The 20,233-nt window shown below is 61.6% G+C and carries 16 protein-coding genes; 12 read left to right on the forward strand and 4 right to left on the reverse strand.

Annotation, left to right across the window (positions count from 1 at the left end):
* Positions 1-4 precede the first annotated feature (4 nt).
* Genes C9E91_RS05920 through C9E91_RS05940 form a run of 5 tightly spaced genes read left to right on the forward strand, consistent with a single transcriptional unit; the run spans position 5 to position 5,649 of the window.
* Positions 5-1,612: a carboxyl transferase domain-containing protein gene (locus tag C9E91_RS05920; protein ID WP_107107433.1), complete on the forward strand. Its 1,608-nt coding sequence runs from the start codon at positions 5-7 to the stop codon at positions 1,610-1,612.
* A gap of 10 nt (positions 1,613-1,622) precedes the next feature.
* Positions 1,623-2,006, forward strand: a complete 384-nt coding sequence (locus C9E91_RS05925; RefSeq protein WP_107107434.1) for a RidA family protein — start codon at positions 1,623-1,625, stop codon at positions 2,004-2,006.
* Positions 2,007-2,015: 9 nt separating this feature from the next.
* Positions 2,016-4,004 (forward strand): acetyl/propionyl/methylcrotonyl-CoA carboxylase subunit alpha, encoded by a 1,989-nt coding sequence (locus tag C9E91_RS05930; RefSeq protein WP_107107435.1) that lies wholly within the window; start codon positions 2,016-2,018, stop codon positions 4,002-4,004.
* Positions 4,001-4,870, forward strand: coding sequence for a hydroxymethylglutaryl-CoA lyase (locus C9E91_RS05935; RefSeq protein ID WP_107107436.1), 870 nt, complete (start codon positions 4,001-4,003; stop codon positions 4,868-4,870). The genes C9E91_RS05930 and C9E91_RS05935 overlap by 4 nt, the downstream gene beginning before the upstream one ends.
* Positions 4,867-5,649, forward strand: a complete 783-nt coding sequence (locus tag C9E91_RS05940) for a crotonase/enoyl-CoA hydratase family protein (protein WP_107107437.1) — start codon at positions 4,867-4,869, stop codon at positions 5,647-5,649. The genes C9E91_RS05935 and C9E91_RS05940 overlap by 4 nt, the downstream gene beginning before the upstream one ends.
* 6 nt (positions 5,650-5,655) lie before the next feature.
* On the opposite strand, the gene C9E91_RS05945 is transcribed toward C9E91_RS05940, so the two are convergent.
* A complete protein-coding gene (locus tag C9E91_RS05945; protein WP_107107438.1) occupies positions 5,656-7,029 on the reverse strand; it encodes a TIGR03808 family TAT-translocated repetitive protein in 1,374 nt (457 codons plus the stop codon).
* A gap of 238 nt (positions 7,030-7,267) precedes the next feature.
* Here C9E91_RS05945 and C9E91_RS05950 point away from each other — a divergent pair, with 238 nt between their 5' ends.
* From C9E91_RS05950 to C9E91_RS05970, 5 genes are all read left to right on the forward strand, one after another.
* Complete coding sequence (locus C9E91_RS05950; RefSeq protein WP_107107439.1) at positions 7,268-9,586, forward strand: sensor domain-containing protein; 2,319 nt, start codon at positions 7,268-7,270, stop codon at positions 9,584-9,586.
* A 93-nt stretch (positions 9,587-9,679) separates the two neighbouring features.
* The gene (locus C9E91_RS05955; RefSeq protein ID WP_107107440.1) at positions 9,680-10,252 is read left to right on the forward strand and encodes a TMEM175 family protein; all 573 of its coding nucleotides are present in this window, start codon (positions 9,680-9,682) and stop codon (positions 10,250-10,252) included.
* Between the two features lie 72 nt (positions 10,253-10,324).
* Entirely contained in the window at positions 10,325-11,335 is a 1,011-nt protein-coding gene (locus tag C9E91_RS05960; RefSeq protein ID WP_107107441.1) for a ligase-associated DNA damage response exonuclease, read from the forward strand.
* The gene (locus C9E91_RS05965) at positions 11,335-12,972 is read left to right on the forward strand and encodes a cisplatin damage response ATP-dependent DNA ligase (protein ID WP_107107442.1); all 1,638 of its coding nucleotides are present in this window, start codon (positions 11,335-11,337) and stop codon (positions 12,970-12,972) included. Before C9E91_RS05960 ends, C9E91_RS05965 begins: the two co-directional genes overlap by 1 nt.
* A 90-nt stretch (positions 12,973-13,062) precedes the next feature.
* Complete coding sequence (locus C9E91_RS05970; RefSeq protein WP_107107443.1) at positions 13,063-14,055, forward strand: alpha/beta hydrolase family protein; 993 nt, start codon at positions 13,063-13,065, stop codon at positions 14,053-14,055.
* Positions 14,056-14,059: 4 nt separating this feature from the next.
* Here C9E91_RS05970 and scpA read toward each other — a convergent pair whose 3' ends face one another.
* Together scpA and C9E91_RS05980 are read right to left on the reverse strand one after the other, a co-directional pair.
* On the reverse strand, positions 14,060-16,192 hold the full coding sequence (gene scpA / locus C9E91_RS05975) for a methylmalonyl-CoA mutase (protein ID WP_107107444.1): 2,133 nt from the start codon (positions 16,190-16,192) through the stop codon (positions 14,060-14,062).
* A gap of 253 nt (positions 16,193-16,445) precedes the next feature.
* Entirely contained in the window at positions 16,446-17,798 is a 1,353-nt protein-coding gene (locus C9E91_RS05980) for a methylmalonyl-CoA mutase family protein (protein WP_107107445.1), read from the reverse strand.
* 152 nt (positions 17,799-17,950) lie between these two features.
* Between C9E91_RS05980 and C9E91_RS05985 the strand changes: the two genes are divergently transcribed.
* Together C9E91_RS05985 and C9E91_RS05990 are read left to right on the forward strand one after the other, a co-directional pair.
* Complete coding sequence (locus tag C9E91_RS05985; RefSeq protein ID WP_181316022.1) at positions 17,951-18,757, forward strand: L,D-transpeptidase; 807 nt, start codon at positions 17,951-17,953, stop codon at positions 18,755-18,757.
* Between the two features lie 153 nt (positions 18,758-18,910).
* The gene (locus tag C9E91_RS05990; RefSeq protein WP_107107446.1) at positions 18,911-19,648 is read left to right on the forward strand and encodes a L,D-transpeptidase family protein; all 738 of its coding nucleotides are present in this window, start codon (positions 18,911-18,913) and stop codon (positions 19,646-19,648) included.
* A 37-nt stretch (positions 19,649-19,685) separates the two neighbouring features.
* On the opposite strand, the gene C9E91_RS05995 is transcribed toward C9E91_RS05990, so the two are convergent.
* The gene (locus C9E91_RS05995) at positions 19,686-20,147 is read right to left on the reverse strand and encodes a MarR family winged helix-turn-helix transcriptional regulator (protein WP_107107447.1); all 462 of its coding nucleotides are present in this window, start codon (positions 20,145-20,147) and stop codon (positions 19,686-19,688) included.
* Positions 20,148-20,233 lie beyond the last annotated feature (86 nt).

The raw sequence follows: 20,233 nt of genomic DNA on the forward strand, positions 1-20,233 counted from the left end.
CTGCATGACCGTCCTGAAATCCCAAATCTCCACGCATTCGGACCGTTTCAGGGACAATCGTGCCGCGATGCTGGAGGCGATCGGTGTGGCTAAGGCGGCGGCGTTGCGGGCGGCGGAGGGCGGCGGCGTGCAGGCGCGCGAGCGTCATGTCAGTCGCGGCAAGGTACTGCCGCGTGACCGGGTGGCGGGGCTGATCGATCCTGCGACGTCTTTCCTCGAAATCGGCGCGACGGCGGCTCACGGCATGTATGGCGATGAGGCGCCGGGAGCGGGTTTGATCGCCGGCATCGGCCGCGTTGCCGGCCGCGACTGCATGATCGTCTGCAACGATGCCACCGTCAAAGGCGGCACCTATTATCCGATCACGGTGAAGAAGCATTTGAGGGCGCAGGAGATCGCGGCTGAAAACAATCTTCCCTGCCTCTATCTTGTGGATTCCGGCGGGGCCAACCTGCCGAACCAAGATGAGGTCTTTCCAGATCGCGAACATTTCGGCCGCATCTTCTACAATCAGGCCAATATGTCGGCGGCGGGCATTCCGCAGATCGCCGTGGTCATGGGGTCGTGCACGGCGGGGGGCGCTTATGTGCCGGCCATGTCCGACGAGACCATCATCGTCGAGGGGCAGGGGACGATCTTTCTCGCCGGGCCGCCGCTGGTCAAGGCCGCAACCGGCGAGGTGGTGTCTGCCGAAGATCTTGGCGGCGGCGATGTGCACACGCGTCTATCCGGCGTCGCCGACCATTTGGCGCGCGACGATGCGCATGCGCTTGCCTTGGCGCGGCAGGCCGTGGCCAATCTCAATCGCCACAAACCGACGACCGTCGAACTGCGCGCGCCGGAGCCGCCGCTCTACGATCCGGAGGATATACTCGGCATCGTGCCCTCCGACCTGCGCACGTCCTACGATGTCCGTGAAATCATTGCCCGTATCGTCGATGGCTCACGCTTTGACGAATTCAAGGCGCGCTATGGCGCCACACTGGTCTGTGGCTTTGCCCATATTCACGGCATCCCCGTCGGCATCATCGCCAATAATGGCGTGCTGTTTTCGGAATCGGCATTGAAGGGCGCGCATTTCGTCGAGCTTTGCTCGCAGCGCAAAATCCCGCTGGTTTTCCTGCAGAATATCACCGGCTTCATGGTCGGCCGGAAATACGAAACGGAAGGCATTGCCAAGCACGGCGCCAAGCTGGTGACGGCGGTGGCAACGACGAAAGTGCCGAAGATCACCATGCTCATCGGCGGCTCCTTCGGCGCCGGCAACTACGGTATGGCCGGCCGGGCCTATTCGCCGCGCTTCCTCTGGACCTGGCCCAACAGCCGTATCTCGGTCATGGGCGGAGAGCAGGCGGCCGGCGTGCTGGCGACGGTGCGCGGCGAGGCCCTGGCGCGCGCCGGCAAGCCTTGGACAAAGGAGGAAGAGGCGGCCTTCAAGCAACCGACCTTGAAGATGTTCGAGACCCAGAGCCACCCACTCTACGCCTCAGCGCGTCTGTGGGACGACGGTATCATTGACCCGCGCAAGAGCCGTGATGTGCTGGCTCTGTCGCTTTCCGCCGCGCTCAACGCGCCGGTCGAAGACACGCGCTTCGGCCTGTTCAGGATGTGAGGAGATTGAGATGAAACGCGACATCGTCAATGCCAAGAACGCACCGCAGCCGCGCGGCGGCTACGCCCAGGCCGTCAAACTGGAGAATTTTGAGAGATTGCTGTTTGTCAGCGGCCAGATTCCGACGACCGCCGATGATACGCTTCCCGAGGGATTTCAGGCGCAGGCGCGTCAGGTCTGGCTCAATGTCGACGCACAGCTCAAGGCTGCGGGGATGAGCAAGGCCGACATCGTCAAGGTCACCACCTTTCTCGCCGATCGTCACCATACGCTCGAGAACCGCGAGATCCGCAGTGAGTACTTGGGCTCGCTCGCCCCGGCGATGACGGTGGTGATCGCGGGGATTTTCGACACCGCGTGGCTGCTCGAAGTCGAGGTCGTCGCCGCGCAATAGGGTTTGCCAATGTTTTCAAGGATATTGATCGCCAATCGCGGAGAAATCGCCTGCCGGGTCATCCGGACGGCAAGGCGGCTGGGCATCCGCACGGTCGCCGTCTATTCGGACGCCGACAGAGATGCGTTGCATGTGGCGTTGGCGGACGAGGCCGTTCACATCGGTCCGGCGGCTGCGAGCGAAAGCTATCTTTCGAGGGAGCGGATCATCGCCGCCGCACGGCGATCCGGCGCCGAGGCCATTCACCCCGGCTATGGCTTTCTCTCGGAAAATGCCGATTTCGCCGAGGCCGTCGAAGCCGCAGGACTGGTTTTTACCGGCCCATCGCCGGCCTCGATCCGCGCCATGGGCCTGAAGGACGCGGCCAAGGCGTTGATGGAGCGCGCAGGCGTGCCTGTCGTTCCCGGCTATCATGGTGATAAACAGGACACGGCTTTCCTTGCGGAGCGGGCAACAGAGATCGGCTTTCCTATTCTTATCAAGGCGCGGGCAGGCGGCGGCGGCAAGGGCATGCGGCGGGTGGATCGACCGGAAGATTTTGTGGCCTCGCTGGAAGCGGCAAGACGCGAGGCGAAATCCGCTTTCGGGGACGACGCCGTGCTGATCGAAAAATATTTGACCCAGCCCCGGCATATCGAAATCCAGGTCTTCGGCGACAGCCATGGCAATGTCGTGCATCTTTTCGAGCGCGATTGTTCTTTGCAACGCCGTCATCAGAAAGTGATCGAGGAGGCGCCGGCCCCCGGCATGACGGAGGAGATGCGCAGCGCCATGGGCGAAGCTGCCGTCCGCGCAGCCCGCGCCATCGATTATCGCGGTGCCGGCACTGTCGAATTCATTGCCGATGTCTCCGATGGCCTGTCGCCGGATCGCTTCTTCTTCATGGAGATGAACACCCGCCTGCAGGTCGAGCATCCTGTCACCGAGGCGATAGCCGGCGTCGATCTGGTCGAATGGCAATTGCGGATTGCCGGCGGCGAGCCCTTGCCGAGAACCCAGGCCGAACTCTCCATCGACGGTTGGGCCTTCGAGGCACGGCTTTATGCCGAAGACCCATCGCGGGGTTTCCTGCCGGTGACCGGCACGCTCTCACATCTCAGATTTCCGGAGGGCGATGTCCGCATCGATACCGGCGTGCGCGAAAGCGACAGCATTACACCGCATTACGATCCCCTGATCGCCAAGCTCATCGTCCATGCGCCAACCCGTCAAGCGGCCCTCGCCAAGCTGACGCGAGCGCTGCAGGATACCCAGGCGGCGGGAACGGCAAGCAATCTCGATTTCCTGGTTCGATTGAGCCAGCAGCCGGATTTCGTTGCGGGCCATCCGGATACGGGCCTGATCGACCGCGACGCGGAGAGGCTGACTGCAGCACCGATACCGGACGATATCGCGCTTGCCATTGCCGCCATCTTCGAGGCCGGAGGCATGGCGCGATCCCTGGAGAGCGACCCGTGGCAAGCGCTTGGCGCTTGGCAGCTTTGGGGTGAGGTGAACCGCCCTGTCACCTTGCATCACAGTGGCGGCCACACGAACGGCCGCGTGATTGCGAAAGGGCAGGATCGATACTCCGTGCATTTCGATGGTCGCGCGCTCGCCGTTCAGATCATCAGCCGCAATGATGGCTGCTGCCGCGTGGAGATCGACGGGCGGCAATTGCGTGCCGACTTTTTCCAGATGCCGCACAGCATGACGTTGTTCCTCGATGGCCACACCCATCATTTCCATCGGGCCGACCCACTGGATAGCGCTGAAGAGGCGGCCGTTGGCGGCGACCGGCTGATTGCGCCGATGCCCGGCCTCATCAAGATCGTTCGGGTGCAGGAAGGCGACATGGTCGCAAAGGGCGAGGCGCTGATCGTCATGGAAGCCATGAAGATGGAGCTGACGCTGACGGCGACGCGCGACGGTGTGGTGGAAAGCCTGCATGTCGGCGAAGGGGATCAGACCAGCGAGAGCGCTGTCCTGCTATCGCTCCGGCCGGAGGACACGCAATGACCGACCGCACTTCCAACCATGTCACAATAGTAGAAATGGCGCCGCGAGATGGCCTGCAGAACGAAAAGCGGCTGATCGACACGGGCACCAAGATCGAACTCGTGGATCTGCTGTCCGATTGCGGTTTCGAGCGCATCGAAGTCACCAGCTTCGTCAGTCCGAAATGGGTGCCTCAGCTCTCCGATGCTGCCGATGTCATGGCCGGGATCAAACGCAAGCCCGGTGTTCGCTATGCGGTGCTGACGCCGAATATGCAGGGGCTGGAGGCGGCGCTTGCAGCAGGCGCCGACGAGGTGGCGATCTTCGCGTCTGCCTCCGAAAGCTTTTCACTCCGCAATATCAATTGCTCCATCGCCGAAAGCATCGAGCGTTTCCGGCCGGTGGCCGCGGCGAGCCGTGATCGTGGCATTCCGCTGCGCGGCTATGTCAGTTGCGGCGTCGAATGCCCCTATGAAGGCGCAGTGCCGCCGGCAAATGCCGCAAGCGTCGCTCGGCAATTGCGCGAACTCGGCTGTTACGAGATCAGCCTCGGCGATACGATCGGCAGGGGCGAACCGGAGGCGGTAGACAGAATGCTGGAAGTCGTGCTTGCCGATCTCCCCGCCGCCATGCTGGCCGGTCATTTTCACGATACTTCGGGCCGGGCATTGGACAATATCGGCGTAGCCCTGGATCGGGGCATCCGGGTGTTTGATGCCGCTGCCGGCGGTCTCGGCGGCTGTCCTTTTGCGCCCGGCGCCAAAGGCAATGTCGATACCGTGGCGGTTCACCACTATCTGGCACTGCACGGTTTCGAAACAGGCCTCGATGACGAGAAGCTTGCCCAAGCCGCCGCTTTTGCCCGCAGCCTGAGGAGCGTCGCATGACATCGCAAACCATCCATATCGCCATCGAGGAACGTGGTGTCGCCCGCCTGACCTTGGCGCGCCCGGAAAAGCACAACGCCCTGTCGGCCGAGATGATCGATGCCCTGACGGAGGCGGCTTACGATCTCGGCAGGGACGCAAGCGTGCGCGTGGTGGTTCTTGCGGGTGAAGGCGGAAGCTTTTGCGCCGGCGGCGATCTCGGTTGGATGCGCGCCCAGTTCGATGCCACCCGTGCGGGACGCATCGTCGAAGCCCGGCGGCTTGCCATGATGTTCAAGGCACTGAACGAATTGCCGAAGCCGCTGATCGCCCGCGTGCATGGCAATGCCTTCGGCGGCGGCATCGGCATCCTCAGTATCTGCGATATGGCGATTGCCGCGGCGACGGCTCGTTTCGGCCTGACGGAGGTTCGGCTCGGCATCATCCCCGCCACGATCAGCCCCTATGTCATTGCTCGCATCGGCGAGGCCAAGGCTCGCCCGCTCTTCCTGTCTGGCAAGATCATTGACGCCTGGCAGGCCCATGCGGCCGGCCTGCTGTCCCGGGTCGTCCCGGAGGACGCACTCGACGAAGCCATCGAATCCGAAATCCGCCACCTGCTTGCCGCCTCGCCGCAGGCCGCGGCGCGGGCAAAGGCACTGGCTCGTTCTCTCGGCATGCCGATCAGCGATGAGCTTATTGATCGCGTCATCACTCAACTGGCCGATACGTGGGAGACGGAGGAAGCAAGGGAAGGGGTTACGGCCTTCTTCGAGCGGCGGGAGCCAAGCTGGAGATAGCGGCGTTTAAATCAGCCTGTTTCTCTCTATCGTCAGTTGTGGAAACTCTCCGCTCTCTGTTATCGTAAGGTCGCCGGAAGCTGGTTTGTCCCACCGAAAGCCGAAGACTGCGCCTTTTTCCATTTGCTGGAACAGATTGTCGGAGATGACAGCCGCGCCGGCACCATCGGCGACGGAAACGGCGCAGCCGATAGGGGCTTGGCGGACGATGTTGCCGGTGGCGACGATGTTGCGGAGATAGGGACCCCAGCCGAGTTTCAGGCCCCAGAGCGGGGCGTTTTCGATGAGGTTCGAGGCAATCAGCGTGTCGGCTTCGGCTGAGATCCCGATGCCGAAGCCGCTTTCCTGGGGGTAGGGGCCGGTCAGGGACAGGTTGCGGATGATATTGCCGGTGACGCTGGCAAGCCGCCCGCCCTTGTCGAAATTGGCAATGGCGATACCGTTGGCAGCACCATCGACGAGATTGTTGCTGACCACGGCGCCTTCGAACTCGAATTCGCAGAAGATCGCCGTTTCGCCGGAGCGCAAGCACTGATTGCCGGTGATCTGCACGCTCGAGGCTGAATTGGCGCGGACGGCAGTGAAGGCGCAATCGGCTATCTGGTTGCCGGAGACCAAAACGCCGTCGGCGCGAAAGATGTTGATGCCGTTGCCGTTCTGGCCGGTGCCGCCATCATTGGCGCCGATGCGGGAGATGCGATTGCCGGTGACGATGCTGCCGTCTTCGCCCTTGTCCCAGCGATGAATGAGGACGCCGCCATTGCCGCAATCCTCGACCGTATTGCCCGCGACTGTCAATCCGGTCGACTGGACCGCATAAAGGCCGGCTTCGGCTGCCCCCGAAATGCGGCTGCGTTCGATCCGCCCGCCGCAGCGCTCCAATTGCAGTGCATGTTTGCGGCTGCCGGCGATGTCGCAATTGTCGATTAGCACCTGGTCGACGCCGGTAAATTGCAGCAACCCGCCGGCATAGTCGGCAAGCCAGCGGTTGCCGCCATCAAGGACGAGGCCGGACAGTTCGATGCGTTTCGCCTTGTCGGCGCTCATCAGATGGCCTTCGCCGCCATAGACCAGCCGCGAAGCGCCGGGGATGCCGGTAACGCGCGTATTATCGGGCAACGAAAGGTTCGACACATTGTAATTGCCGGGCGGCAGAAAGACCGGCGCGTTGTCGCGCGCGGCGCTGTCAATCATCGCCTGAAGCTTGCCGCTTCTGATGTCGCTGGTGCCCGGTGTCGCCTTGTAGGCGATGGCATCGATCGGTCCACGCATCTCGGCGCCGGCCATCTTGGCGAGCGGCGCAGAAAAGGCGCTTCGGGCAAACAGGCCGGTTGCAGCCGAGGCGGCGATATAGGCAATGAACGCGCGGCGCTGGACCATTATCAACTCCTGAAACGAACCTTGCAGAAGCAGGAACCGTGCCATGCGCGCCTGTCCCGATTTGGCACGAAAAGAGCTGTTTTCGTAGAATTAGGCCGCCCGTTTCTCGCAGGTTCCGCCGTTTTATCCTTTCGTTCACCCATCCGCTTAAGAGCCTCGAAGGAAGCGGGAGCTATAATGATCGCGTTTCGGTTGTGACATTTGATGAAGCTGCGGCCGGGTTGGGAGAATGCACATCATGAATAAGCCGGCTCTTCAGCACGTCCGGTCAGGCGAGCGCAGTCGTTCGCTTGATATTGAGACGGAGCGCCTGTTGGCAGCGACGCAGGCGCTGATGGCGGCGAATGCGCACCATGTCGCCGATGGCATCGAGCAACTACGCCTCAAGGCGATCGTGCATGAACTGCCGGATTTTCTTTTCGTCAAGGATCGGGAAAGCCGCTTCGTCTTCGCCAATGCCGCCACGGCAAAAAGTCTCGGCATGGAAAGAGCAAGCGCGCTGACCGGCAAGACCGATTTTGATCTGGTGCCGCTGGAGCGGGCTACGAAATACTACCGCATCGAGCAGGAAATCATCGCTACCGGCAAGCCGCGGCTTGATATGGAGGACGTCATTCCCTCCGCGAACGGCGGCAAGCCGGTCTATCGGCTGACCTCGAAGTTACCGCTGCGCAACGATCGTGGCGAGGTGATCGGCCTGATCTGCACGTCGCGCGATATTACCGAGCGCAAGCGCCAGGAGCATCTGCGCCGCAGCCAGGCCGAACTTTTGGAAATGATCGCCAAGAGCGAGCCGCTGGAGATGATCCTCGAGGCGCTGGTATTAATGGTCGAGGATCAGATGACCGACATCAAGGGGTCGGTGCTGCTGCTCGATCCTGAAGGCATCCGTCTCTCCCATGGTGCGTCACCCAATCTGCCTGCCGCCTATAGCCGCCTGATCGACGGCATCGCCATCGGCCCGAAGGTCGGTTCCTGCGGTACGGCCGCCTGGCGTGGCAAGCCGGTCTTCGTTAGTGACACCCAGACGGACCCGCTCTGGGAGGATTTTAGTGCTCTAGCCGCGCAGTACGGCCTGCGCTCGTGCTGGTCGACGCCGATCGTGACCTCGCAGAGCAATGTGCTCGGCACGTTCGCGCTCTATTCCGGCACCGTGCGCGAGCCGACCGAACGCGAGCTGGAGCTGGTGGCCATGGCGACCCACATTGCCGGCATCGCCATCGAGCGCAAGCGCGCCGAAGACCGTATTTACTTCATGGCCCATCATGACGACCTGACCGGCCTGCCGAACCGTGCCTTTCTCAAGGAGAACATGGCGAAGATCCTGTTCAAGGCGCGTCGAAACGGCCGCAAGGTGACGGTCGCCTATGTCGATCTCGACAATTTCAAGCAAGTCAATGACAGCCGCGGCCACAGCGCCGGCGACGAGCTGTTGAAGGAATTGACGGCGCGCATGGTCGATAGCCTCAGGGCCTCCGACATGGTGGTACGACTCGGCGGCGACGAATTCCTGCTGGTCATCGTCCATCAGTCGCGCCACGACACCGGCATCACGCGGCGGCTGCGCGAACTGCAGAAGGCGATTACGCAGCCGGTGATGATCGGGGAAATCGAGGTCGCCGTGACGAGCAGTATCGGCGTTGCCGCCTTTCCGGCCGATGGCGAGACGCCGGATGAGTTGATCGCCTGCGCCGACGCGGCCATGTACAAGGCCAAGGAACATGGCCGCAACCGATTGCAATATCATATCCATAGGTCGGACGCGGGTGGCACCATGCCGCTGAGCGAGCAGGAAGAATTGCGCAGCGCCATCGGCGCCAAGCAGTTCTTCCTGGAATACCAGCCGCAGGTCGATGTCGCGAGCGGCCGCATCGTCGGACTGGAAGCGCTGGTGCGCTGGCGTCATCCGCGCCACGGCATGCTGCCGCCCGGTCAGTTTATCCCGCTTGCGGAAGAATCCGGGCTGATCATCCCCCTCGGCTTATTCGTGCTGAACGAGGCCTGCCGACAGGCCAAGGAATGGCAGGCGATGGGCCTGCCGCCGCTTACGATCGCCGTCAATGTTTCGGCGCGGCAATTCAGCGATCCGGCGCTTGCCGCGCATGTCACCGAAGCTCTGGAGGCGAGCGGCCTCGACCCGCAATGGCTGGAGCTCGAGTTGACGGAAAGCACGTTGATGCATGACGTGCCGCGCGCCCTGCATGTGATGCAGGCGCTGAAGGCGCTTGGCGTGCGCCTGTCCATCGACGATTTCGGCACGGGCTATTCCAGCCTGGCGGCGCTGAAGACCTTTCCCTTCGACCGTCTCAAAATGGACCGCTCCTTCGTCGAGGCGTTACCGCGCGACGAGACGACCGTCGCCATCGCCTCCGCCGTCATCTCGCTCGCGCGCCGGCTCCGCCTTGCTGTCGTCGCCGAAGGCGTGGAGACGGACGAGCAACTCGAATTCCTGCGCCAGGCTCAGTGCCATGACGCCCAGGGCTTCTATTTCTCGCGGCCGGTCGGGGCGGCGGAAATCTCGAGGATTCTGACGGACGCCCGCGATCGCCTCGCTTGAACCCATCCCTGTCCGCTGTAATTCTGCCTCCATATACGCAGGCCCTTAAATTGATTCTGTCCGAGGCCTGACGCGAAGAGGGGAAGTCGATTTATGGGCAAGGGGCGTATCGAAGCCTTTTCCGATGGCGTGATCGCCATCATCATCACCATCATGGTGCTGGAATTGAAAGCGCCGCATGGCGAGGGGCTGCAGGCGCTCATACCGCTGATCCCGACGCTGCTTTCCTATGTTCTAAGCTTCGTCTACGTCGGCATCTACTGGAACAATCACCATCATATGTTCCAGGCGGTGAAGCATGTCAGGGGCGGCGTGCTTTGGGCGAACCTGCATCTGCTGTTCTGGCTGTCACTGATGCCCTTCGCCACCGGCTGGATGGACGATAACGACTTCGCCATGACCCCGGTGATGGTTTATGGCTTCGTCTTGCTGATGTGCGGTTTCGCCTACTACATCCTCGGACGGATGCTGATCCGGGTGCATGGCACGGATTCCGATTTTGCCCACACACTCGGCCCGGATGGCAAGGCCGCGCTCTCCGTCAGCCTCTACATCCTCGCGATCATCCTTGCCGCCATCAATCCGTTTATCTCCCTCGGCATCTATTTCATCGTCGCCTGCATATGGCTGGTCCCGGACCGGCGCTTCGAGCGGATGCTGAAGTAGTGGAAGGCGAATTCGCTCAAAAAGCGCCAATGATCGCTACATAATTGCATAAATCACGCTATCTTTTGTCCTATGAGACCGGATCAATTGCTGTATCCCGCCCCTGAGGGGCTGTTCTGCCCGATCGGTGGCTTCTATGTCGATCCGGTGCGACCGGTCGAGCGGGCGTTGATAACGCATGGACATTCCGACCATGCCCGCGCCGGCCATGGCCGGGTGCTCGCCACCCGCCAGACCCTGGACATCATGCGGATACGCTATGGCGATGATTTTGCCGGATCGGAGCAGGCGGTCGGTTTCGGCGAGGAGCTGACCATCAACGACGTTCGGGTGCGGTTTCATCCGGCCGGTCATGTGCTTGGTTCCGCGCAGATCGCGGTAGAGAAGGATGGGCTGCGCATCGTCGTATCCGGCGATTACAAGCGGCGGCCCGACCCGACCTGCGCTGCCTATGTGCCCGTTCCCTGCGATGTCTTCATTACCGAGGCGACCTTCGGATTGCCGGTGTTCCATCATCCCGATCCGCTGGACGAGACGGCGAAGCTCCTGGCTTCGCTCCGGCAATTTCCCGAGCGCACCCATCTCATCGGCGCCTACGCGCTGGGCAAGGCGCAGCGCGTCATCCGGCTGCTGCGCGATGCCGGTTACGACAGGCCGATCTATATTCACGGCGCGTTGGAGACGTTGTGCGATTATTATGCCGGGCAGGGCATCGTCCTCGGCGAATTATTGCCGGCAACGATCGAAAGCCGGGATCAGTCGATCTTCAAGGGCGCTGTCGTCGTCGGACCGCCATCGGCTTTTTCCGATCGCTGGGCGCGGCGATTCCATGAACCTCTGCCCGCCTTTGCGTCGGGATGGATGATGGTGCGCCAGCGCGCCAAGCAGCTCGGCGTCGAGCTGCCGCTCGTCATTTCGGATCATTGCGATTGGCCGGAGCTGACGGAGACCATTTCGGAGCTGAAGCCGGGAGAAGTCTGGGTCACCCATGGACGCGAAGAAGCGCTTGTGCGCTGGTGCGAATTGCAGGGCATTCCGGCCAAGCCGCTGCATCTGATCGGCTATGAGGATGAGGGGGACTGATGAAAGCCTTCGCAGATCTCCTCGATCGCCTGGTGCTGACGCCGAGCCGCAACGGCAAGCTGAAGCTGCTCACCGACTATTTCCGCGATACGCCCGACCCGGATCGCGGCTACGGTCTTGCGGCAATCGCCGGCACGCTCGAGGTGCGCAACGTCAAGCCGGCGATGCTGCGCGAGCTCGTGCTTGAACGCATGGACGAGGTGCTGTTTCGCTATTCCTATGATTATGTCGGTGATCTCGCCGAGACCATCTCGCTGGTCTGGGACAAGGAAAGCGACATCGTCCGCCCGGCGGGCGAGCAGCCGAAGCTCGGCGAGGTGGTGCGTCGGATGAATGCGCTGGGGCGTACCGAGGTGCGCAGCTTCGTTCGCGACCTGCTCGACCGGCTGGATACGTCAGGCCGGTTTGCTTTTCTGAAGCTCGCCACCGGCGCGCTGCGTATCGGCGTGTCGGCGCGGCTTGCCAAGCAGGCTTTGGCGGAGCTGAGTGATAAGGACGTGACCGAGATCGAAACGCTGTGGCATGGGTTGCAGCCGCCCTATGAGAGCCTGTTTCAGTGGCTGGAGGGCAAGGGCGACAAGCCGGTGCTGGCGACGCCGGCGATCTTTCATTCCGTCATGCTCGCCAATGCCGTCGAGCCCGGCGATCTCACTGGGCTCGATCCCCTGGATTATGCCGCCGAGTGGAAATGGGACGGCATCCGCGTCCAGCTTTCGCGGGCGGGTATGACGAGTAAGCTCTATTCCCGCTCCGGCGACGATATCTCCGGCGCTTTTCCGGACATCGTCGATGCCATCAGCTTCGAAGGCGTCGTCGACGGCGAATTGCTGATCGGTGGCACGGCGCGCTCCAACAGCCCGACACGCACCTTCTCCGATCTGCAGCAGCGGTTGAACCGCAAGACGGTGACTGCGAAGATGCTGGAGGAATACCCGGCCTTTATCCGTGCCTATGATCTGCTGTTCGACGGCGAAGAGGATGTGCGTGCCCGCGGATTTCTTGATCGGCGCGAACGGCTGACGGAAATTATCGAAGCCGCACCCCACGATCGTTTCGACCTCTCGCCGCTGGTCGATTTTACCTCCTGGGAAGAGTTGGACCGCTTGCGGTCGGCGCCGCCGGATCCCGTGATCGAAGGCGTCATGATCAAGCGCCGCGACAGCGCCTACCTCGCTGGCCGCGCCAAGGGGCCGTGGTTCAAATGGAAGCGGAACCCATACAATGTCGATGCCGTGCTGATGTATGCCCAGCGCGGCCATGGCAAACGTTCCAGCTACTATTCCGATTTCACCTTCGGCGTCTGGTCGATGACACCGGAGGGTGAACAACTGGTGCCGGTCGGCAAGGCCTATTTCGGCTTCACGGATGCCGAGCTGGAGGTGCTCGACAAGTTCGTGCGCAACAATACGATCGATCGTTTTGGCCCAGTAAGAGCGGTGCGCGCCGATCGCGATTTCGGCTTCGTCCTCGAGGTCGCTTTCGAAGGGATCAATCGCTCGACGCGGCACAAGTCCGGTGTCGCCATGCGTTTTCCGCGAATTGCGCGTCTCAGGCCCGACAAGCCGCCCTACGAGGCGGATCGGCTGGAAAATTTGGTGGCGCTGATTGACGCCAAGGCCCCTGCCGTTGATGAATAGATCTTGGTTGATTCCTCACCACAATGTGAGTTGGCCTCGTCTTTCAACCCGTGCAGATTTCGATTCGCCGGGCATATTTGGACAGATCATATGACAACGTCTGAAGACAACGCATTTCGCCCCAGTCGCCGTACCATTCTTGCCGGTCTTGCCGTAACACTTTTTGCTCCCAACATCGCAAAGGCTGCCGAAACCGCGGCTCCTGTCGCCAAGTCGGTTGATGCCAAGGTTATAGATCCCCAAACTAGCAAGCCGGCCGTCGCAGTGGCCGAGCCTCCGCTTCTGGTTGGCGATTATGCCAAGGAGCGCCACAAGTTCCGCACCGAGCTTCTGAACAAAGGTCCGGCGCCCGACAAATATGAGCCGTTGGTCGCGCCATCAGACGCCGATCAGATTTTCTATCGCAGCGGTCTCGGCGGCGAGCTGGAACTCGTTGCCTGGGTATCGCGCTATGAGCGCACGCCGAAGCCGAGGCCCGCCGTGCTCTTCCTCCATGGTGGCAACGCCATCGGTCAGGGCCATTGGCTGCTGATGAAGCCTTATGTCGATGCCGGCTACGTCGTCATGATCCCGTCGATGCGCGGCGAAAACGGCCAAAAGGGCAATTTCTCGGGTTTCTATGACGAGGTTTCCGACGTTCTCGCCGCATCCGACCGTCTGCGCCACCTGCCGGGCGTTGATCCGCATCGCCTCTTCCTCGCGGGGCACAGCGTCGGCGGTACGCTGGCGATGCTGGCGGCAATGTCGGCCAAACGCTTCCGCGCGGCCACTCCCATGTCAGGCAATCCGGATGCCTTCGCCTTCTTCCATCGTTATCCGGAGGATATCCGCTTCAACGCGAAAAATCCGCGCGAATTCCAGATGCGCTCGCCGATCTGCTATGCCCACAGCTTCAAATGCCCTTTGAAGGTCATGCAAGCCAGCGAAGAGGGCACTTTGCAGGCCCGGGCGACGCTGCTTTCTAAGCGCGCTCTTGCTGGCGGTGTCAAAATGGAAGTGGCGACGGTTCAGGGCAATCACAACTCGTCGCTACCGGGTGAAATCGAACAGAGCATCCAGTTTTTCAAGAGTGTGGCGGCCTAAACGATCAGCGCATCAGCCGATCGACCAAGGCCGCCGCCGCCTCTGCAATCACCGTTCCCGGCGGGAAAATCGCGTCCGCTCCGGCGGTTTCCAATGCAGCGAAATCCTGGGGTGGGATGACGCCGCCGACGGCGATGAGGATGCGGCCGGCATGGCGGCGGGTCAGCGCTTCCTTGAGTTCCGGCACCAGCGTCAGATGACCGGCGGCAAGTGATGACGCGCCGATGATGTCGGCGCCTTCCCGAACCGCGAGATCTGCCACTTCCTCCGGCGTCTGAAACATCGCACCGACGATGACATCGAAGCCGAGATCGGCGAAGGCTGTGGCGATGACCTTCTGCCCGCGGTCGTGTCCATCCTGCCCCATCTTGGCGACGAGGATGCGGGGCTTCTCGCCCTTCGCCTTGCGAAAAGCTTCCACCTTGGCAATCGCTTTGTTGAACAGAGGATCGGCATTGCCGACTTCCTTGCGGTAGACGCCGGATATGGTTCTGATCTCCGCAACATGCCGGCCGTAGGCCTTTTCCAGCGCCAGCGAGATTTCGCCGACCGTCGCTCTCGCTCGCGCTGCCTTCACGGCGAAATCCAGGAGATTACCGGTGCCGTTGCGCGCGGCTGCGGTTAGGGCCTCCAAAGCGGTCTCCACCGCTGCCGTCTCACGCGTGCCCTTCAATTGCTGCAGTTTCGAAAGCTGGCGGGCGCGGACTTCGGAATTGTCCACCTTCAGCACGTCGACTTCGATATCCTGTTCAGGTCGCGAGAAATTGACGCCGACCACGGTCTGGTGGCCGCTGTCGATACGCGCCTGCGTGCGAGCGGCCGCCTCTTCGATCCGGAGCTTCGGAATGCCCTTTTCGATCGCCTTGGCCATGCCGCCCAGCGCTTCGACCTCTTCGATATGGGTAAGCGCGCGGGCTGCCAGATCATGCGTCAGCCGCTCGACATAAGCCGAGCCGCCCCAGGGATCGATGATCCCGGTCGTGCCGGATTCCTTCTGCAGCAGGATCTGTGTGTTGCGGGCGATGCGGGCCGAATGATCCGTCGGCAGAGCAAGCGCTTCGTCGAAGGAATTGGTGTGCAGGGACTGGGTATGGCCCTGCGTCGCCGCCATGGCTTCGACCATGGTGCGGATGATATTGTTCATCGGATCCTGCGCCGTCAACGACCAGCCAGAGGTCTGGCTGTGGGTGCGAAGCGCGAGCGACTTCCCACCCTTCGGCGCAAAGTTCTTCTGCATCAACGCGGCCCAGATCAACCGTGCGGCACGCATCTTGGCGACTTCCATGAAGAAGTTCATGCCGACCGCCCAGAAGAAGGAGAGGCGCGGTGCGAAACTGTCGATATCCAGCCCGGCGGCCACCCCGGCACGGGCATATTCGATGCCGTCGGCGATCGTATAGGCGAGCTCCAGATCCGCCGTCGCACCGGCCTCCTGCATATGGTAGCCGGAAATCGAGATCGAATTGAATTTCGGCATCCGCTGGCTGGTATAGCTGAAAATGTCCGACACGATCCGCATCGAGGGCTGCGGCGGATAGATATAGGTATTGCGGACCATGAACTCCTTGAGGATGTCGTTCTGGATCGTGCCCGAGAGCTTGTCCTCGGAAACGCCTTGCTCCTCGGCGGCGACGATATAAAGCGCCATCACCGGCAGCACCGCGCCGTTCATGGTCATCGACACGCTCATCTCACCAAGCGGGATGCCATCGAAAAGCTGGCGCATGTCGAGAATGGAATCGATCGCCACGCCCGCCATGCCGACATCGCCGGCAACGCGCGGATGGTCGCTGTCATAGCCGCGATGGGTGGCAAGATCGAAGGCGACGGAAAGGCCCTTCTGGCCGGCCGCGAGATTGCGGCGGTAAAAGGCGTTCGATTCCTCGGCGGTGGAAAAGCCCGCATATTGCCGGATGGTCCAGGGTTGCTGGACATACATGGTCGGATAGGGGCCGCGGACGAAGGGAGCAGCGCCGGGATAGGTGTCGAGGAAATTCAGGCCGGCAAGGTCGGCCGTGTCGTAGATGCGCTTGACGGCGATGTCTTCCGGGGTCTGCCAAGCTGGGGCGCCGGTTTTCGGCGTCGTGGCTTGGGGTTTTGCCCAAGGGATGGTCGCGAAATCGGGGATGGAGGTCATGGGGCCGATACCTCCGCATATGCCGCGCTTGCGCCACCCGCCTCTGTCACTGTCGTGACATCTCCCCCACAAGGGGGGAGATCGGTAGCGCGTGGCGCCCTCTTACCCGAAACAAACATCGAATCTGTTGAAATAAAGTTTTGTTGTGCCGTCGAACGGCGCGTCAAACTCCAAACGATCTCCCCCCTTGTGGGGGAGATGTCACGAAGTGACAGAGGGGTGTGTGCACTTCCCGCAAATTCCACAGCCGCCATCATGCCGCCACCTCATCCAGTCGCACTGGTGCCAACCCCATGCACTCCGCCACGGGCCCTAATTCTCCCAGGATAACTACCGACCGCTCTGCCTTCGCAGCAAACAATGTCGTCCCCACAATCGGCTTCGCCGCACGGTTCGTTTTCGCCTCGGCCACCATCGCCGCCAAGCGGCCACTGGCGATAATCTCCGCAAGCCCGCCATTCCGCTCGATGCCCACGAAAATCTCCCAGGCCTTTTCCGCCAAAGTCTCGGTCAGCGCCTCGATCCCGCCGGCCCCGGCGGCCGGGTCGACGACGTGGTCGAGATGGCTTTCGGCAATCAGGACGGTCTGCGTATTGCGCGCCAGACGCCGCGCCAGCGGATCGGGAATGCCATGGGTCAAGCTATGCGGCAGCACGGAAATCTCGTCGGCGCCCCCGGTGCCGGCAGAGAAGACGGCTATCGTGTTGCGCAAGATGTTGGTTTCCGGGTCGAGCCGGGTAAGCATGCGGTAGCTCGTTTCCATGTAGAGATGGGCCGTCGGCGGGTGGGAAATGCCGCAGACCTCCGCGATGCGGGCAAAGATCATGCGTGCGGCGCGCGCTTTCGCCATGGTGACGAATTGGTTCTGATCGGCAGACAGACAGAGACTCGCCGCGTTCAGGGTCGCCTCCGGTGCGATGCTCGCCTGATCCAATAGTTTCAGATGGCCGACGAGCGCCGCCGCCATGACGGCCAGTTCCTGGGCCTCCGTTCCGCCGGCATTGTGCACGGCACGACCGTCGGCATTGACGAGGGTTCCAGCAAAACCGGTATCGCGCAGGCGCCGGAAGCTCTCCGTCATCTCCTGTGCCATGCCTTTGGAGGCGAAAACGTCGAGGCCGAAATGCATGGTCGGGAGATGCTGGCTTGTCGCGAATGCCGACGCCAGTGCTGCGGCAAAAGCCGGCGAGAGGCCGTCAAGGCGCAGCGAGACGGCGTTGCCTGAAACCGAAGCCGCCAATCTTGCTGCAAACGCCTCGATGTCTGCGTCGATGCCGACACCAAAGGCCGAAGGGCTGGCTTTTGAGATCAGGTTGACGCCGCTAGCCCCGTTGGCGATATCCTCGTCGAGTTGGGTGAAAGCGCGCTCGATATCCGGATCATCCATACGCTGGCTGACCATCCAAGGACGGTCGATATGGCGGCGGGCCAATGGTGTGGTATCGGAGCGACGGGCATAGAGCGGCTCGATCGCGATGCCGTCATCCGTTCGCGATACCAGCGCCTCCTGGAAGTCTGCGCCCTTCAGCGCCCGGTCCACCAGCTTGAGCCATGCCGCACGACTTGCCGGAGCAAAAACGTTCGGGTCGAGACTGTCGATATTCATGCTATCCTCCGTCCCCATGGTCTAACCCAAGCCAGGGCAAGGTAAAACAGAAGTTTGGCCAGATGCCGCAATATCTTCGCCTTCGACGCCAGGTTCGCGCCAGCCGCGCCGGTCATCATGTGGTTGACCGATCCGTATTCAACTGGTTCCCGATGATGGCCGATCTCTTGCCCGCTTCCCGTCGCCTGCTCGCTGTCGCCGCTCTTGCTGCGCTCTCCGGCTGCAGCATTATTCCCGATACCGGGGCGACCGATCCCGATCGATTTGCTCAGGAAACCGCGCCCATCTTCTATCAGCCTGAAGGCATCGATCCGCAGAAGGTGGGGCGCCTTCCGGTACAGCCAGTGCCGCAGGCGCGCGACCTTTTCCGCTCGCAATTCAATCAGACCTATGGCCTGCCGACGTCCAATCCGGTGCATCAGGCCATGTACGCGCAGAAGAGTGAAGACGATTTCACCCTGCCGGCGATCCCCTACAAGCGGATAGACCCGCGTTTTCTGCGTCAGGAAGTGGACTACCGGACCAATGAAAGACCCGGCACGATCGTCATCGACACGAGGGGGCACTATCTCTATTTCGTCGAGCCGGGCGGCAGGGCGATGCGTTATGGCGTTGGCCTTGGCGCGGCCGGTTATGCCTGGCATGGCAGAGGCGTCATCCAGTGGAAACAGAAATGGCCGCGCTGGACGCCGCCAAGCGAAATGGTGGCCCGCGAACCGGAGATCAAGCCGGTTTCGGCCCAACGCGGCGGTATGAATCCCGGGCCGACCAATCCCCTCGGCGCCCGCGCGCTCTATATCTTCCAGAATGGCAGGGATACGCTCTATCGCATTCACGGCACGCCGGATTGGCAGTCGATCGGCAAGCAGGCGTCATCCGGTTGCGTACGCATGCTGAACCAGGATGTGATCGATCTCTTCAATCGTGTGTCGGCAAAGGCGGAAGTTGTCGTTCAGTAGTGACAGATTGCAACAAATTTTCGTGATGTTGCATAAGTGCGATAGCCGGGCTGCACTGCGCTCTTTAGTTTTATTCCTGTCTCTGCGAATCTAGCCGGGAACCGAATCGGGTTGGTTCGGGTTTCCGCTTCCAACAGGAATGATGCTGTCGACATGAGCCTGCCTTCTTCTCTTTCCCGACGAAATTTCCTCGCCCTTGCGGGCATCGGCGCCGTTTCGACGCTCGCCGGCTGCGCTTCCACGGTCGAAAGCAACCCGATCGTCAGCCCGGTGCAGTACAGCGGTTCGACCTATCGCCCCGTCGGCAGTTGGCTTTCCAGCTATAATGGCGAGCAGCCGGACCCGGCCGTAATCTATGCGGCTATGGATGACGGCGGCTTCCATCTTCCGGCGATACCCTATCAGCAGATCGATCCGAAATATTATCGTCAGCGCGTTGTCGATCCGACCGGCGAGCCGCCGGGTACTGTCGTCGTCAACACGCGCGAGCGCTTCCTTTATGTTACCGAGCCGGGCGGCACGGCTATGCGCTATGGTATCGGCGTCGGCCGCGAAGGTTTTGCCTGGCAGGGCCGCGGTGTCATCCAGTGGCGCAAGAAGTGGCCGCGCTGGAACCCGCCGGACGAAATGGTCGCCCGCCAGCCGGAACTCGTTAAATATTCCATCGCCAACGGCGGCATGGAACCTGGCCTGAAGAATCCGCTCGGGGCGCGCGCGCTTTATATTTTCGAGGACAAGCAGGATTCGCTCTACCGTCTGCACGGCAATCCCGATTGGCGCTCCATCGGCAAGGCGGTGTCCTCGGGCTGTGTCCGCCTGCTCAATCAGGACGTCATCGATCTCTATGACCGTGTGCCGGAACGCGCGCCGATCCTGGTCACGCAGGCCTAAGTTTTGGACATGTTGTTGACGAGTGGAATTTAACGGCTCATTCGGCCGTTAAATTCGCTCTCAACCGCTGCAGTCGGTCGCGCAGACTGGCCATTTCATCCATGTCGCAGCCGACGGCTTCGCCGATGGCGGCCATGATCGTAGCGACCTGGCATTTCATGCCGGTGCCCTTTTCCGTCAATGAAACGATGACCTGCCGTTCGTCCTTTGGGTCGCGCACGCGGCCGATCAGGCCGGCTTGCTCGAGGCGTTTCAACAGCGGTGACAGCGTGCCCGAATCGAGGTCAAGCTGCTCGCCGATGGTCTTGACCGGTAAGCAGCCCTTTTCCCAGAGCACCAGCATCACCAGATATTGCGGATAGGTCAGGCCGACACGATCGAGGATCGGTTTGTAGGCGCGGTTGAAGGCATGGGCAGTTGCGTAGACGGCAAAACAAAGCTGCCGTTCCAGCCGCTTTTCCTCATCCGGGATTGCCCGCTCCTGCACCTCGTCCGTCATCGCTGCTCCCGCCAGTTTCTTGTTGATCTCATTGTCACAGGTTCATTTTTCAAAATCAAATTACAAAAATATATTGCGCACGATTA

Source organism: Rhizobium sp. SEMIA4064, assembly GCF_003025035.1.
GTDB classification, from domain to species: domain Bacteria; phylum Pseudomonadota; class Alphaproteobacteria; order Rhizobiales; family Rhizobiaceae; genus Rhizobium; species Rhizobium paranaense.

Excerpts from the sequence above, each read along its gene's own strand:
- C9E91_RS05985 (WP_181316022.1), top strand. The coding sequence starts at position 17,951 with ATGATGGCCGATCTCTTGCCCGCTTCCCGTCGCCTGCTCGCTGTCGCC.
- C9E91_RS05935 (WP_107107436.1), top strand. The coding sequence starts at position 4,001 with ATGACCGACCGCACTTCCAACCATGTCACAATAGTAGAAATGGCGCCG.
- C9E91_RS05950 (WP_107107439.1), top strand. The coding sequence starts at position 7,268 with ATGAATAAGCCGGCTCTTCAGCACGTCCGGTCAGGCGAGCGCAGTCGT.
- C9E91_RS05930 (WP_107107435.1), top strand. The coding sequence starts at position 2,016 with ATGTTTTCAAGGATATTGATCGCCAATCGCGGAGAAATCGCCTGCCGG.
- scpA (WP_107107444.1), bottom strand. The coding sequence starts at position 16,192 with ATGACCTCCATCCCCGATTTCGCGACCATCCCTTGGGCAAAACCCCAA.
- C9E91_RS05990 (WP_107107446.1), top strand. The coding sequence starts at position 18,911 with ATGAGCCTGCCTTCTTCTCTTTCCCGACGAAATTTCCTCGCCCTTGCG.
- C9E91_RS05940 (WP_107107437.1), top strand. The coding sequence starts at position 4,867 with ATGACATCGCAAACCATCCATATCGCCATCGAGGAACGTGGTGTCGCC.
- C9E91_RS05960 (WP_107107441.1), top strand. The coding sequence starts at position 10,325 with ATGAGACCGGATCAATTGCTGTATCCCGCCCCTGAGGGGCTGTTCTGC.
- C9E91_RS05925 (WP_107107434.1), top strand. The coding sequence starts at position 1,623 with ATGAAACGCGACATCGTCAATGCCAAGAACGCACCGCAGCCGCGCGGC.
- C9E91_RS05920 (WP_107107433.1), top strand. The coding sequence starts at position 5 with ATGACCGTCCTGAAATCCCAAATCTCCACGCATTCGGACCGTTTCAGG.
- C9E91_RS05980 (WP_107107445.1), bottom strand. The coding sequence starts at position 17,798 with ATGAATATCGACAGTCTCGACCCGAACGTTTTTGCTCCGGCAAGTCGT.
- C9E91_RS05945 (WP_107107438.1), bottom strand. The coding sequence starts at position 7,029 with ATGGTCCAGCGCCGCGCGTTCATTGCCTATATCGCCGCCTCGGCTGCA.
- C9E91_RS05970 (WP_107107443.1), top strand. The coding sequence starts at position 13,063 with ATGACAACGTCTGAAGACAACGCATTTCGCCCCAGTCGCCGTACCATT.
- C9E91_RS05965 (WP_107107442.1), top strand. The coding sequence starts at position 11,335 with ATGAAAGCCTTCGCAGATCTCCTCGATCGCCTGGTGCTGACGCCGAGC.
- C9E91_RS05995 (WP_107107447.1), bottom strand. The coding sequence starts at position 20,147 with ATGACGGACGAGGTGCAGGAGCGGGCAATCCCGGATGAGGAAAAGCGG.
- C9E91_RS05955 (WP_107107440.1), top strand. The coding sequence starts at position 9,680 with ATGGGCAAGGGGCGTATCGAAGCCTTTTCCGATGGCGTGATCGCCATC.